The 14,090-nt window shown below is 64.0% G+C and carries 15 protein-coding genes; 6 read left to right on the top strand and 9 right to left on the bottom strand.

The window, feature by feature from the left end; all coding sequences use genetic code 11:
* Window positions 1-8: 8 nt before the first annotated feature.
* On the top strand, window positions 9-605 hold the full coding sequence (locus AC0L2K_RS17035) for a DUF922 domain-containing Zn-dependent protease (RefSeq protein ID WP_023799064.1): 597 nt from the start codon (window positions 9-11) through the stop codon (window positions 603-605).
* A gap of 202 nt (window positions 606-807) precedes the next feature.
* Here AC0L2K_RS17035 and epmA read toward each other — a convergent pair whose 3' ends face one another.
* The gene (epmA, locus tag AC0L2K_RS17030; protein WP_128173020.1) at window positions 808-1,851 is read right to left on the bottom strand and encodes an EF-P lysine aminoacylase EpmA; all 1,044 of its coding nucleotides are present in this window, start codon (window positions 1,849-1,851) and stop codon (window positions 808-810) included.
* A 129-nt stretch (window positions 1,852-1,980) separates the two neighbouring features.
* Between epmA and efp the strand changes: the two genes are divergently transcribed.
* Window positions 1,981-2,547, top strand: coding sequence for an elongation factor P (gene efp, locus AC0L2K_RS17025; protein WP_023799066.1), 567 nt, complete (start codon window positions 1,981-1,983; stop codon window positions 2,545-2,547).
* Window positions 2,548-2,832: 285 nt separating this feature from the next.
* On the opposite strand, the gene AC0L2K_RS17020 is transcribed toward efp, so the two are convergent.
* The 3 genes from AC0L2K_RS17020 to AC0L2K_RS17010 all read right to left on the bottom strand — a co-directional run bounded on the left by AC0L2K_RS17020 (window position 2,833) and on the right by AC0L2K_RS17010 (window position 4,314).
* Window positions 2,833-3,105, bottom strand: a complete 273-nt coding sequence (locus AC0L2K_RS17020) for a hypothetical protein (RefSeq protein ID WP_023799068.1) — start codon at window positions 3,103-3,105, stop codon at window positions 2,833-2,835.
* 106 nt (window positions 3,106-3,211) lie between these two features.
* A complete protein-coding gene (locus tag AC0L2K_RS17015) occupies window positions 3,212-3,811 on the bottom strand; it encodes a DUF6456 domain-containing protein (RefSeq protein ID WP_023799069.1) in 600 nt (199 codons plus the stop codon).
* Between the two features lie 110 nt (window positions 3,812-3,921).
* A complete protein-coding gene (locus tag AC0L2K_RS17010) occupies window positions 3,922-4,314 on the bottom strand; it encodes a hypothetical protein (RefSeq protein WP_473531884.1) in 393 nt (130 codons plus the stop codon).
* Between the two features lie 460 nt (window positions 4,315-4,774).
* On the opposite strand from AC0L2K_RS17010, the gene AC0L2K_RS17005 reads away from it, so the two are divergent.
* Complete coding sequence (locus AC0L2K_RS17005) at window positions 4,775-5,470, top strand: XRE family transcriptional regulator (protein WP_473531883.1); 696 nt, start codon at window positions 4,775-4,777, stop codon at window positions 5,468-5,470.
* Window positions 5,471-5,698: 228 nt separating this feature from the next.
* Here AC0L2K_RS17005 and AC0L2K_RS17000 read toward each other — a convergent pair whose 3' ends face one another.
* Window positions 5,699-6,001 carry a hypothetical protein gene (locus AC0L2K_RS17000; RefSeq protein ID WP_023799072.1) on the bottom strand — a complete coding sequence of 101 codons (303 nt, stop codon included), beginning with the start codon at window positions 5,999-6,001 and terminating at the stop codon, window positions 5,699-5,701.
* 193 nt (window positions 6,002-6,194) lie between these two features.
* On the opposite strand from AC0L2K_RS17000, the gene AC0L2K_RS16995 reads away from it, so the two are divergent.
* Together AC0L2K_RS16995 and dinB are read left to right on the top strand one after the other, a co-directional pair.
* Entirely contained in the window at window positions 6,195-6,563 is a 369-nt protein-coding gene (locus AC0L2K_RS16995) for a hypothetical protein (RefSeq protein WP_473531882.1), read from the top strand.
* A 325-nt stretch (window positions 6,564-6,888) separates the two neighbouring features.
* Complete coding sequence (gene dinB, locus AC0L2K_RS16990) at window positions 6,889-8,130, top strand: DNA polymerase IV (protein WP_287345379.1); 1,242 nt, start codon at window positions 6,889-6,891, stop codon at window positions 8,128-8,130.
* A 152-nt stretch (window positions 8,131-8,282) separates the two neighbouring features.
* Here the strand turns inward: dinB and AC0L2K_RS16985 are convergent, their stop codons facing one another.
* The 3 genes from AC0L2K_RS16985 to AC0L2K_RS16975 form a co-directional block, all read right to left on the bottom strand.
* Window positions 8,283-9,800, bottom strand: a complete 1,518-nt coding sequence (locus tag AC0L2K_RS16985; RefSeq protein ID WP_473531881.1) for an FAD-dependent oxidoreductase — start codon at window positions 9,798-9,800, stop codon at window positions 8,283-8,285.
* 92 nt (window positions 9,801-9,892) lie between these two features.
* Window positions 9,893-10,807, bottom strand: coding sequence for a DUF2182 domain-containing protein (locus tag AC0L2K_RS16980; protein ID WP_473531880.1), 915 nt, complete (start codon window positions 10,805-10,807; stop codon window positions 9,893-9,895).
* Between the two features lie 8 nt (window positions 10,808-10,815).
* Window positions 10,816-11,448 carry a DUF1326 domain-containing protein gene (locus AC0L2K_RS16975; protein WP_473531879.1) on the bottom strand — a complete coding sequence of 211 codons (633 nt, stop codon included), beginning with the start codon at window positions 11,446-11,448 and terminating at the stop codon, window positions 10,816-10,818.
* Between the two features lie 250 nt (window positions 11,449-11,698).
* On the opposite strand from AC0L2K_RS16975, the gene AC0L2K_RS16970 reads away from it, so the two are divergent.
* Entirely contained in the window at window positions 11,699-12,856 is a 1,158-nt protein-coding gene (locus tag AC0L2K_RS16970) for a sulfite oxidase (RefSeq protein ID WP_473531878.1), read from the top strand.
* Between the two features lie 56 nt (window positions 12,857-12,912).
* On the opposite strand, the gene AC0L2K_RS16965 is transcribed toward AC0L2K_RS16970, so the two are convergent.
* Window positions 12,913-14,025: a DUF1330 domain-containing protein gene (locus AC0L2K_RS16965; protein WP_473531877.1), complete on the bottom strand. Its 1,113-nt coding sequence runs from the start codon at window positions 14,023-14,025 to the stop codon at window positions 12,913-12,915.
* Window positions 14,026-14,090 lie beyond the last annotated feature (65 nt).

Here is a 14,090-nt window from a genome sequence, read left to right as displayed (position 1 = left end):
GGATTCGCATGAAAACAGCCGTTCTGACCTACCTGCTCCTGGCCATTTTGCTGGCGTCGCCGGCGCAGGCGGGCTGGAAGCCGGTCGAGAAGGTCGAGACCTACGCCGTTTCAGGGCAGACCGGTCCTCAGCTCCATGCCTCGATGGGCGAGCGCGGTCCGACGATCGGCAAAAGCAGGGTCCGCGCCATGGCCTATACCAATTTCAAGCTGACCTGGGTCAGGGACTATCAGCGGCAAGGCAATGCCTGTGTGCTGGTGTCGGCGCGCCCAAAACTCATCATAACCTATACCTTGCCCAAAGCGTCCGGGCCGGTGCCGGCCGCCGTGCAGAAGAGCTGGGACGTTTTCGCCGCTGGCCTCGCCGCCCACGAAAAGGTGCATGGCGACATCATCGTCGACATGGTCCGCAAGATCGAGACGGCGACCATCGGCCTGTCCGTCGCCGACGATCCCGGCTGCAAAAAGATCAGGACCGAAATGACCACGCGGCTTGCCGAACTCTCCCAGGCGCAGCGGCAGGCAAGCCGCGATTTCGACCGGGTAGAATTCGCCCCGCGCGGCAATCTGCAGCGGCTGATCGTCGCTTTGCTGATGGGGCGGTAGTATTGTGACGCCTGAGCGAGGCACCCCCCTCTGCCCTGCCGGGCATCTCCCCCTCAAGGGGGGAGATTGCGCCTTCGCGTCGCTCCGGCCTCAATCGCCGATGTTGAAGGACGAGGTGCGGCGTTGCGGTCAGCCAATCTCCCCCCTTGAGGGGGAGATGCCCGGCAGGACAGAGGGGGCGCCGTAGAGTGCAGGCCTCGCCTCACCCCGTCACCGGCGTCCACATCACATCCTCGACCCGCATCGCCCCCGTCGCCAGCATCACCAGCCGGTCGAAGCCGAGTGCGGCGCCGCTTGCCTGCGGCATGATGGCCAGTGCGGCGAGGAAATCCTCGTCGATCGGATAGCGTTCGCCGTAGATGCGCTGCTTCTCGTCCATTTCGAGGATGAAGCGCCGGCGCTGCTCGTCGGCGTCGGTCAGCTCGCCGAACGCATTGGCCAGCTCGACGCCGCAGCAATAGAGCTCGAAGCGCTCGGCGGTCCTCGGGTCATCGGCGCTCGGCCGGGCAAGGGCGGCCTCCGAGATCGGATAGCCGTAAAGAATGGTGGCGCGCCCCTGCCCCAGCGCCGGCTCGATCTTTTCCACCAGCACCCGACTGAACAGATCGGCCCAATTGTCGTCGGGCGCGGTGCGCAAGCCCGCCTGGACCAGAGCCGCATGCAGCGCCTCACGATCGGTGCTGCCGTCGGCGGCGACCGTGACCAACAGATCGATACCGGCATAGCGGATAAAAGCCTCGGCGACGTTCAACCGTTCCGGCTCGGCGAACGGATCGGCCTCGCGGCCGCGAAAGGCGAAGCGTTTCGTGCCGGCGCGCTCGGCGGCCAGCGCGACAAGCCCGGCGCAATCCTGCATCAGGCTGTCGTAGGTCTCATCGGCCCGGTACCATTCGAGCATGGTGAAGGACGGATGGTGCAATGGGCCGCGCTCGCGGTTGCGATAGACGGCACTCAGGCTGAAGATGCGTTTCTCGCCGGCGGCGAGCAGCTTTTTGCAGGCGAATTCCGGCGAGGTGTGCAAATAGAGCGGCTGGTGCCGCCCATCTGGGCCGAGCGCCTCGGTGGCGAAGGCCGACAGATGCGCCTCGTTGCCGGGCGAGACCTGCAGCGCCGCGGTCTCGACTTCAACGAAGTCGCGGCGGGCAAACCAGTCGCGCACGGCCGCGGTGATGGCGTTGCGCAGGATCAACCGCGGCCGCCGGTCGGCGTGAACATCAGGCGTCCACCAGGGCGAGGCGGCGGTCATGGCGACAGGATTTGCATCGAGGACTGGCGATTGCCGCCAAGATGCGCTAGGCCGCACCGAACGGCTCCCGCAGCCGATTTGCGCCATTCGGCGCTCCCAGGCCAATCAACGCTGTTAGGAATAAAGCCCGTGAAGGTCATCGCCAGTTCCCTACGCAAAGGCAATGTCGTCGAAAAGGACGGCAAGCTCTATGTGATCCTCTTTGCCGAAAACATCCATCCGGGCAAGGGCACGCCGGTGACCCAGCTCGACATGCGCCGCATCTCCGACGGGGTGAAGGTTTCGGAGCGCTACCGCACCACCGAGCAGGTCGAGCGCGCCTATGTCGAGGAGCGCGAGCATACCTTCCTCTACCACGACGCCGAAGGCTATCATTTCATGAACCCGGAAAGCTATGACCAGGTCGCGGTGCCGGAAAGCGTGGTCGGCGAGATGGCGCCCTATCTCAAGGAAGGCATGGCGGTGCAGATTTCACAGTACAACGGCATCGCCATCTCGCTGGTGCTGCCGCAGCGCGCCACCTTCGAGGTGGTCGAGACCGAGCCGGTGACCAAGGGCCAGACGGCGTCCTCATCCTACAAGCCGGCGACGCTGTCCAACGGCGTGCGCACGCTGGTTCCGCCGCACATCACCGCCGGCACCCGCGTGGTGGTGATGACGGCTGATGCCGCCTATGTGGAGCGCGCCAAGGACTGAGAGGCAGGATCATTTCTGTCGTCGCTGAAGGTGTCGCGCGCGATGAATGCCAAGGCGCAACTCACGCCGGTGCCGCCATGCGTGCCGTCTCCTTCACTGAACAGTGCAGATTCAGCCAAGGATGAAACCCGCCACCAGAACCGTAAGGATCATCGACAGCGGGACGGCAAGCAGGCAGCAGGCCTCCAAGGTGTTGATTTGCCAAGAGTTCATCGGGCGCTTCCCAGTTGGTTTCCTGTCTAAACGGTCAGACCGGGATGGCAGTTCCACGAAAAATCTCCCGCGTCATTCCGTGCCACGATCATGCCGATCGACACGAACCTCGGTCATCCAGCGGGCACGCGCCAGATGCGTCGCCCAGGCGCGGAATGCCCGTTCTGGCTCCTGCTCCGGGTCAATGTGCAGGACGGTGTGGGCGACCTCACGCCAATCGGCGCTGTCCGCCGAAGCATCGAGCAGCCGGATGTAAGTCAGCATGCAGTGCTCGTCATACGCGGTCAGCGCCGAAGACGTCGGCGCCGTATCTGCGAAATGAGCGTTTTGCGGCATCTTTGGCATTGTGATTTACCAGCAATGGCGCAGCGTAACAGGCCGTCGGGAAACCCGCGCCCTTCAATTGGAGGACGCTGGCCAAAACGCATTGCCAAACGCCCCGTTTGCCCCTTCACCGCGGCCGCCGCATCAGCATCATGCCGTAATGCACCGCCAGCAAGTCCAGCCCGATTTTGAGCAGTTTCGACAGCACATCCCGCGGCTCGCCGGTCTGTTCGGCCAGGCTCTTCACCGTTTCGCCGGCGCAGCAGACTTTTTGCACCACGACCGACACCTCCCAATGCGCAAGCGCCCTGGTGGCGTCGGCATAGGCGCGGCCGGCGGACAGGATGCGGTCGGCAACGCCGCCGCCGATGGGTCCGCCGTCGACGCGCTCGATCAGCGCCATCGGCTTGACGCCGTCCTGTGCCGAGACGCGAAAATCCTCGCGGTAGCGCATGCCCGCCTCGCGCTGCTGGCGCGACAGCGAGGTGATGCCGGTCAGCGGGTCGACATTGCGCACCCGCACAATCCCGCCGGTCGCGGTGTGGCCGTTATTGGACACCTCATAGACGCGCCTCGCCTCCAGCGTGCCGGTCGCCAGCCGCTTGCGGCCAAAGGCATCGTCCTTCAGCGCGAAATCATGACCGACCTGCTTGCGGATGCGCACCTGCTCGGCCTCGCCCGTGGGTAATTTGGGCGGTTTGGCCTTTTGGGCGGTCTTCTTGCTCATCTGTGGCTCCTCGTTTCATTGCTGTCTTCGCAGAACCTGGGCTCCTCCGCGCAGCGGGGGCGAGGAACCGGGCCGCCGTGCTTGGCGAGAAGACTCTCGACCGATGCCGCTCACGCTGCGTCCGCGAGAGCCGTACGGCGATGGTCGCAGAACCGCGCCGCGTGATAGGCGCAGTAGCGTTTCAGCGGCCGCGTGCGCAAGCCGCAGCACAGCATGGCCAGTGCCGGCCGGCTGCCGGGCGCGTCGTTTTCGGGATTTTGCTCGAGCGTCAGGTCGAGCGGTGCGCGGCAGCGGTTGAACAGGCAGTCGATGAAGCGCATGGCCGCGACATGCGGCTGGCGCCCGACGGCGGCAGCGGGGCGCGGCGACGGCAGCTTGAGGGCCTCGCCGTCGGGCCCTTGGATCTCGCGCACCAACGGGCGCTGCGGCAGCCAGACCGGCGGCGCCAGCCTGGCCGGCGTGCGGGCGATGCTTTGCAATTTTGTGTCGGTATAGGCGGGCATGATGTTCTTCCATCGAGATCGAAAGGGTTGCGTAGATGCCGAAGCTGCCCCCTCTCCCCGTTCACGGGGAGAGGATGCCGGCAGGCAGGTGAGGGGCGGCGCGGCGTCGCCGATTACCTCTCCCAGGGGAAACCGCCCTGCCCGTGCGCCGGGCGAAGACGATGACCGTGCCGTCCTCGGTGCGGCTGCACGAAAGGCCCGCATTGCACGCGCCGAAATTCGGGGCCGGAGCCGTGAGGGGACGGCTCCGGCCGTTCCGGTCGCCGCCGCTGACGGCAGGGCCACCGGATCCGAGGCGCGAGCCTCGGGCTTCGTCCCGGCCGGGGAGGAGGACAGCCGGGACGGATGGGAAAGCGAGATGGAGCGTGGCTTGTGCATGGCTATATATAAGCATAACTCAAAAAATTATGCAAGCCATTCTTTCATGGACGAAACCGATTCTTATGTTTCAGATGGCGCCATGGCGAAAACCTCATTGTCGATCAAGGTCGGGGCGGCGATCCGCAAGGCGCGCAAGCAGCGCGGCCTGGTGATGCGCCATATTGCCGAGCACAACGACACCGACGTCGCCGCTGTCGGCAATTGGGAAACCGGCCGCAACCTGCCGAAAACCGAGAACCTTTTGAAGACCGCCGCCTTCCTGCGCGTCGACCCGGTGGCGCTCGGCAAGGGCGAGGTCGTCTTCCTCGACGACGCCGACAATGTCGCCGACGCCGAGATCGTCACCGACGCCGCCCCCCTGCCCGCCGGCCCGATGGACATCGAGCTTCTGGGCGCCGCGGTCGGCGGCGACGACGGTGACTTCACCTTCAACGGCGAGGTCGCCGGCTATGTCCAGCGCCCGCCCGGCATCGCCCATCTGCGCAAGGTGTTCGCCCTGCACGTGCTCTCCGACTCGATGGTGCCGCGCTACGAGCCCGGCGAGATGCTCTATTGCGGCGGCCGCGACGCTGTGCCCGGCGACCACGTGGTGGTCGAGATGTTTCCCGAGGAAAACGAGCGCAACGGCAAGGCCTTCATCAAAAAGCTGGTCAAGCGGACCGCCGCCGAGTTGGTCGTCGAGCAGTACAATCCGCCGAAGTCGCTGACCTTCAACCGCTACGCGATAAAACACGTCTGGCGCGTCATCCCGCTCAAGGAACTGCTGGGGTACTAGGGCGGCGGCGGAGCGCGCCCTTCTCCCCTTGTGGGAGAAGGTGGATCGGCGCGTAGCGCCGAGCCGGATGAGGGGTGCTGGACGGAATGAGGCATCGGCAATCCGTCGCCTTCGCTTCACTTCCCTGGAGCAAAGGCAGGCGTTGGCGATCCGTCCAACACCCCTCATCCGACCTCGCTTCGCGAGGCCACCTTCTCCCACAAGGGGAGAAGGAATCGCCACTCCCCATCAAGCCCGCCTGGATCTCTCCAGCGGAACCTCGCGCTCGCCAAGCATCCGCGCCTCGGCGCGGCGCTGCTGCCGCTCGTCGATGAACGCCGCCTGGATCGAGACCGCCGCGCCCGGCAGGCCATCGGCGCGACAGGCCGAGCAGCGAAGCCGCCCCGACAGCGCCGCCAGCGGCGTCTGCGCGGTCACCCCGAATCGCCTCAGCTCCGCCGGCTTCCACCATCTGTTTCGACCGCAATCGATACACTCGACCGCGATCGAGACGACCTCGGCGATCGTTGCTTCCTTGCCCGGCAATGCCATCGTCCCTGGTGCCTCGGTTCCTGTTTTGTTCACATCATTAGGGGTTTTTCCCGAAGAGTCGAGTCGGTTCCGCTCAACCCGTGCAAAAGTTTAACTTGTGCCGATTTTCGAGTTATGCTTATATAAAATACTCCAGACGAACGGGCGACGGGACCGGGTCTCCGTCGCGCCGCCGCCAGCCAAGGAGACGAAGATGGACGCCCTCTCCGCCCAGTTCGCCCGCGATTGCGGCTATACCAGCGACAGCCCGGCCATGCTCGCCGCCCTCGCGGCTATCCGCCTCGACGGCATAGGCCGGGCGCGCCTCGGCCATGGCCAGCGCAAGGCGCTGGTCGACCGGCTGAAGCTCGGCGAGGCCTTGTTCGTGGCGGCGATCCGCCCGGCGCAGTCGACTGAGGAGGCGCTCGAGGACGCCGCCCGCTTCATCGCCTGTTATCGCAATATGCCGCGCTGGCGCCAGGAAAGGCGCGGCGCCGATCTCGCCCGCGCCAGGCAGCAGCTTCTGCTGGCGCGCTTCTTCCGCCGCTACGGCCACCGCCTCTGGGCACGGCAGGCGGCGTAGGCTGGAGGTGAGTAACGTCGGCGCTGCCGCGCTGCCGGCACCTTCTCCCCGTATGGTGACGGGGAGAAGGGGCTGGCCGCAGCGTCGGCTCCATTTCTGAACGCCAGAGATTGGCGAAATCCTTTGCGAAGTGTCCCATCTCCCCGTTCCTATACGGGGAGAAGTGCCCGGCAGGGCGATGAGGGGCAGCGCAGACCTGAAGCGATTACCCTCCACCTGCCCTCCACGCTCCTTGACAATCCGCCCTATTTGTTCTCTTTATGTTCGCACAAAACCCACCCTCAGGACAATGCGGCGTTCGAACCGCCGCGGGCGAACGGGCCGGATGGAAGCCAACATCCTCCACGCTGATCTGGACGCTTTCTATGCCTCGGTCGAACAGTTGCTCGACCCCGCCCTGCGCGGCAAGCCGATCGCCGTCGGCGGCGGCGTCGTCTTGGCCGCGTCCTACGAGGCCAGGGCTTTTGGCGTGCGCGGCGGCATGCCGGGGCGGCGCGCGCGGGAACTCTGCCCCGGGCTGATTTTCGTCGGCGGCCATTTCAAGGATTATCAGCGGCTCGGCGATGCGGCTATTCAAGTGCTCGGCGATTTTACCCCGGTGGTCGAGCGGATTTCCATCGATGAGGCCTTTGCCGACGTCGCCGGCTGCACCCACCTGTTCGGCCCGCCGGCCGAGATCGCGACAACCATCCGCCGCCGCGTGCGGGCCGAGCTTGGCTTGCCGATCTCGGTCGGCGTGGCGCGCACCAAGCACCTGGCCAAGATCGCCTCGCAGGTGGCCAAGCCCGACGGGCTGGTAGTGGTCGATCCGCGCCACGAGCTGGAGTTCCTTCACGATCTGCCGGTCGAGCTGATGTGGGGCGTCGGTCCGGTCACCAGGGAGCGGCTGGCCGGCATTGGTGTGCGCACCATCGGCGAACTGGCGAAGACCAATGGTGGGTCGCTGGAGCGTCTGCTCGGCCCGGCGGCAGGTGAAAAACTCAACGCGCTGGCCTGGAACCGCGATCCGCGAAAACTCGAGACGCAGCGCCGGGCACGATCGGCCGGCGCGCAATCGGCGCTCGGCAGGAAACCGGCCGAGGCAAAAATCTTCGTACCCACCCTGCTGCATCTGGCCGACAGGGTCGCCACCAGGCTGCGGGCGAAATCCCGGCCCGGCCGCACGGTGACGGTCCGCGTCCGCTTTGCCGATCTGCGCTCGGTGACGCGTTCGATCACGCTCGACCAGCCGATTTCGGCAACCGCGATGCTGGCCGAGATCGCCGAGGCGCTGGTGCGCAAGGTGCTTGTCGATCATCCGCACGAAAAGACCATTTCGCTGCTGGCGATCGCCGTCTCGCATCTGGAGAAGCAGCCGGCCCTGCAGCTGGAACTGCCGCTCGGCCTCGACGACGACCGCCTCCGCCCCGGCACCAGGAAGGGTGCGGCGCGCTGGACCGCGGACCACGCCATCGACAAGATCCGCGACCGCTTCGGCTGGGAGGCGGTCGGCTATGCCTCGGTCGCGCTCGGCCAATCGCGATCGGTCCCCGATGCGTTTCGCGAGCTGGCCGAAAAGGAATTGTAAGTAAGGGAAGGCAGTAGGCAGTAGGGGAGTAGGGGAATGGCCCCTGGAATGGCTTCCTCACCACTGCCCACTGCCCACTGCCCACTGCCCACTGCCCACTGCCCACTGCCTACTGCCTACTGCCTACTGCCTACTGCCTACTGCCTACTGCCCTACTCGCTTCCCAGCGGCGCCACGGCCGGTCCGTTCAAGGCCGTGCCATCGATTGCAAAATGCGAACCGTGGCAGGGGCAGTCCCAGCAGCGCTCGAGCGAGTTCCAGTGGACGTGGCAGCCGACATGCGTGCATGCGGCCGAGCGCTTGTAGAGCGTGCCGTCGTCATCGCGAAATGCGGCGATCTTGCTGAGCCCTTCGCGGACGATGGCACCTTCTCCCGGTCGCAGCTTATCGACGGAATCGATCTCGCCAGGCGCGATATATTCGGCAAAACTCTTGATCGCCGTCGCATTCTCCGACAGGTAATCGCCGATCGCGCCTGCCGTCTTGCGCGACGGCTCGTAGAGTTCGCGCCAGGGACTTTCCTCCTTCAGAATCAGGTCTGAAATCAACAGGCCGGCGACAACGCCATGGGTAATGCCCTGGCCGGAATCCCCGGTCGCCACAAAGACGCGGCTGTCGCCAGGATTGCGGCCGATGAACCCCGCATAATCGACGGTCTCCATCACCTGCCCGGACCACCGGTTGATTTCCACGCCGACATCGGGCACCAGCCTTTTGGTCCAGGCCGTCAGGGCCGCGAAACGGTCACCGGCATCATCGGCCTGTCCTGTCTTGTGGTCTTCACCTCCGACGATCAGGAAGTCGGTCCGACCGTCGCCAGGCTGAAGCCGAACGTAGTGATAAGGGTCTTCAGTATCCCAATACAGCGCATCCGGAATGGTGTCGCCCGCGATCTCGAACGACATCGCGTAGGTTCGATACGGCGCTTGCTTGGTGTGGAGCGCGACCCGATCGTTGATCGGCGAGTTGGTGGCGACAACGGCCGATCTGGCAGACACGGTAAAGCCTGAAACCGTGGTTACACGCACGCCGCCATCAGTCTCCTCGACCTTTTCGACGATAGTATCAGCATAAAGCACGCCGCCGCGCGCGCGGATGGCCGCGGCCAGCCCGCGGAGATATTTGAGCGGGTGGAAGGTCGCCTGATTGGCGTATCGAAGGGCCTGCACATCCGAAAAGCCTGCAAATGGCACGCCCCTGGTCTTCTCGACCTCGACACCGATCTTCAGAGCGGCGTCCAGTTCGCGCGTGATATCGGATTCCTGGCTGCCGGAAGCCGGAAAGAGAAAGCCATCAAGGCGCCGGAAATCGCAAGCGATACGCTCGGCCTCCCGGATGGATTGGATACGGTCGATAGCGGCCGATTGGCTTTGGTAAAAAATCCGCGCCAGGTCCTCGCCGCGCAATTTGGTCAGCTCCGAAAAATAGTCATCGCAGATGGATGACAGGTGCGCAGTGGTGCGAGCCGTCATGCCGCTTCCGATCCGGCCGCGATCGAGGACAGCCACCTTTTGCCCGGCGACGGCCAGTTCGTAGGCGACCGACAGTCCGGCAATCCCAGACCCGACGACCACGACATCGACCTGTTCGCTTTGCCCGAGCGGCACCGCATCGGGCACGACTTCGGTCGCCGCCCAGAGCGATACAGTCCTTTCATCGCTGACATTCATCGGCGGAGCCTCCCATCCACGATATTCGGTAACGGATTCGAGAATTCAAAGTTCCTCGACGCTTTGAATGCCGACAGAGGCGGCCCTGGTCGTCAGACCAAAAGCGTTGCGCTGCCCCAGGCGATCAGGGCGATGCCGGCTGCCCGGCCAACCCACGGGCCGGCAGGAAACAGTTTTTCCGCCAGCACCAGAATGGCGAGCGCGGCGATCCACACCAGGTTCATGATGCCGCCGACGAACAACAACGCCATCAGCATCCAGCAGCATCCGACACAAAACGCCCCATGCAATGCGCCGAGACGCAGCGCGCCAAGGGCGTGCGGACGCCAGTGGCGGGCAAGGAACGCCGTCGGTGCCCGGCAATGCGACAGGCAGGCGTTCTTGAAGGACGAGAGCTGATAGATCCCCGCGCCGATCAGGACGATGGCTGAAAGCCAGCGGCTCTGCGAACTCATCATCGTCGCCGAAACGAAGGCTTCGCGTTCGAGCAGCCAATGCAATGCGGTTGCGGCGACGGAGAACCCCAGCCAGACCAGGAGGTAGCCTGCCATGGAACACGCCGGTCGGCGCGAGCTTGTCCTGGATCTGACCCCGTGCCGCGCATGGCGATGCACGCGCGCATAGAGCAGGATGGTCGGCGCCGCACTCGGCGACATCATGGCGATCATCATGACCCACCACATGGCGATCATCAGCGCCCAGTTCGCGGTCCCCCAGGCCCGCGGCTCCGTCGCCATCGCGCTCATGTCCATGCCGGACATATCCATGCCAGACATGTCCATGCCAGACATGTCCATGCCGGGCATCTCAGAGGTCATATCGGATGTCATGTTCGGAGTTTGCAGGTGCGGGAATAACGCGAGCCTCGACATCTCCCACGCATTCATGCCGATCCCTGCGCCGGCGGCGATGTAAAGCCAGGCCAGCAGGCACAGCGCCACCACGCCCGCAATTGTGATGACGCGGTCGCGCCTGAGCAGCCGTTCCAGTGGCGACGCGCCGTTCATGCGCCGCGTCAGGCTCGCACCACCCCGTGATTGTTGAGATGCAGCCGCGCGAACTGGCCGTAACTGTCCTTGGTGGTCACCTGAACCGGCCCGCTGGTTGTGCTCGAAGCGCTGCCGATCTCGGCGACCGCATATTCGAAGCCGTTCGGCAACACGATCTGGGCGCGCGAGTCCGCGCCCGTCACCTTGTTGCGGATTGGTTCGCCGACCGTTTCGATGTAGTCCTTGACGAAGATGCGGCCCCTGCGGCCGTCGACATCGAGGTCGAGATCGATCCTGGTGAAGACCGGCTCATTCATTTTTGTCACGGTCGAGGCGTAGACGGCGAACATCGTCGCGAACGGATCGGTGTCCTGGCCGGTCATGATGCGCAGCAGCGCGTCACGCTGCTGGTCGGTTGCCTTCTCGTCGACGAAAGCGATGGCTTCGCCGTTGCCCTCGTGGATCGCCCCGGGCCATTTGAAGATCGCGGCGATGCGCAGGCCGTCGAGAACGGTCTCGCCATGAGGACCTTCGTCGATCTGGATACCGGCCACGGCATGGCAATGGCCCTTGTCGGGCAGCGCATTGAATTGACAGTTGCAGCCATATTCGCAGGTGCAATTGACGAGTTCGCGTCCGTTGATTTCCCAAGACGTCATGCTGTCCCCCTGATCTAGAAATATTAGACGATCATCATACACCTGGACTCTTCCCTCTCAAAGGCGCACCCTTAAAACGGCGAAACCCAAGCGAGAGTTTCGTCCAAGGCTTCACATGTTTGTCGCCGCTGATTTCTTGACCTGTCCGGATAATCTCCGGGTGGGGCAAACGCTCATTGCGCCTATCCGTGTTCAGGCTGCGGCCCAAGGCACGTGCAGCCTGTTTCGGGATCAACTGGGAGGAAACAACATGCCTGATATTCAACGCAGAGAACTTCTCGTTCAGGGAAGTGCTGCCCTTGCCGCAATTGCTGCTCTCTATACCTCGCGTCGGGCTTACGCTTTTCCAACACGGGCGAGCGAGGAGGTTATTCGGTGGCTGGACCAGCCGACCGAAAATCCCGATCCGGTCGGCATCCAGAAGCAGCTTGTCTGGGAGGATCTGGATAGCTGGATAACGCCAAACGACAAGTTCTTCAGCATCTCGCATTTCAATCGACCAACGATCGACGAGAAGACATGGTCGATGGAGATCGGCGGCCTGGTCAAGAAGCCCTTGAAACTGACTCTCGCCGACATCAAGGCGCGGCCGCGCCAGGAGGTCGTTTCCACAGTGGAATGCTCGGGCAACCACGGTTTTCCGTTTTTCACCGGCGGCATCGGCAATGCCCGCTGGGCAGGGACGCCGCTCGCCCCGATCCTCGAGGAAGCCGGCGTTCTGGAAGATGGCATCGAGGTCGTCTTTTTCGGCACTGACACCGGCGAGGTCGCCATCCGCGACGTCAAGATGCAGCAGAACTTCGCGCGCAGCATGTCGCTTGCCGAAGCGACGAACCCAGACAATCTGCTCTGCTACGAAATGAACGGAGCCGCCTTGCCGGCGGCCAATGGTTTTCCGCTGCGGCTGATTGCTCCGGGCTGGTATGGCATCGCCAACGTCAAGTGGCTGGAGCGCATCGAAGTGCGCGACACCCGCTTCATGAGCCTTCTGATGGCCCGTGACTATGTCACCATCCGGGAGGAAGAGCGCAATGGCGAGACCGTGTGGACCGAGGACTCAGTCGGACGAGCGCTGATAAAGTCCGCGCCCGCGAAGGTCACCCGCAAGGACTCGGACTACCGCATCATTGGGGCAGCCTGGGGGGCACCGATCGATCGGGTCGAAGTGCAAATCGATCAAGCGCCATGGGCACCGGCGATCATCGACCGCAGCGAGGAGGCCGAACACGCCTGGAAGATCTGGTCCCTGGATTGGCCAAGTCCGTCGCCTGGAGAACACACGGTGACCTCGCGCGCGGTCAGCACCACGGGACAGGTTCAACCGGCAATGGACGATCCCTTGATTGCCAAGAAACACACATACTGGGAAAGCAATGGCCAGGTGACGCGCCGCGTGCGTGTCGTTTGATAGACTTTGCGGGAAGGTGAAGCAGGCAGCGCCTGATCGCAGACTGGTTGCCAGCGTCAGTCCTTGGATGCCGTGATGACGAGCGCCGGCATGTCGAAAGCGACGGCGCCGGCTGCTGTCACGTAAGGCATAAGTGCCCGCTCGGCCTCCTCCAGGAGCCGCTTGAACTGCTCGTTGTTCAAAAGCCCGCCCAACGTCCAGATGCAGGCTCTTTCAGTCGAGATCAGCGACTCGATCGAGGCAAAACGGACCGTTCCGCGGTGTCGCTTCACCTCGGCACGCTCTATGCCTGCCTTCGCGCAGAGCGAGCGCAGTAACTCCGCATCGCCGAGCACAAAGGGCGCGCGGAACGCGTTCGCAACGTCGGCTCCAAACAGCCGTTCAAGCATATCCGCCACTGCGGCATAGCCGGGCGACTGGTCGAGCGGTCCGCAGACCGCGACGGCGAGCCGGCCGCCGGACTTAAGCACGCGCATCATTTCCCGCAGTCCGGCTGCTCGATCGTCGAAGAACATCAGGCCGAACTGGCTGACCGCAGCGTCGAAGCTTTCATCCGGGAAAGGGATCTGCTCAGCGCGCCCTTCTCGCCAATCGATGCGAGTGCTTTTGCGGCGGGCAACGCAAAGCATATCGGGATTGGGATCAAGCCCGACCACCTTGCCCTCCGCGCCAACGCGGTCGAGGGCCGCGAGCGCCAGCACACCCGTACCGCAGGCAATGTCGATCACGCAGTCGCCCCTCCCTATTCGCGCCTCGGCGGCGACGATAGGCCCCCATTGTCGGAACAGCGCTGGAACGAACAGTGAGTCGTAGATTTCAGCCGGAGTTTTCGATATCTTGCCCCGGCGGGTCTGGGCCGCCGCTTGCTCCGGTCCCTGCGTTGCACCTTCAAGGAACACTGCGTTGGATCGGGTTCCGGCGACGCGTAGCGCCTTCAGCGGCTCGTATTCGGGCGATGAATACCAGCGCCGGGCATGCTCGCCATCGGCAAATTCGACGATGACCGGATAGACCGGCTGCCAGTCTCCTTCGACAAGGTCGGATTTCCCGCCCAGCACCAGATAGCGCCCTCCATACTGTTCAACCGTTGCAAAGACCCCTGCCAGATACTGCTCGACCTTGGCCTGGTCGGTGATTTCACGCACGTCGAAGAAGCAATAGGTAGACATGGCCGACCTCCGTTGATCGCATGGACTCCACGGGATGCGCGGTGGATATACTGTTCGGCGCATAG

This window comes from Mesorhizobium sp. WSM4817 (genome assembly GCF_055811135.1).
The sequence above is the reverse complement of the archived record's forward strand: the minus strand, read 5'-3'. Positions and strand labels throughout refer to the sequence as shown.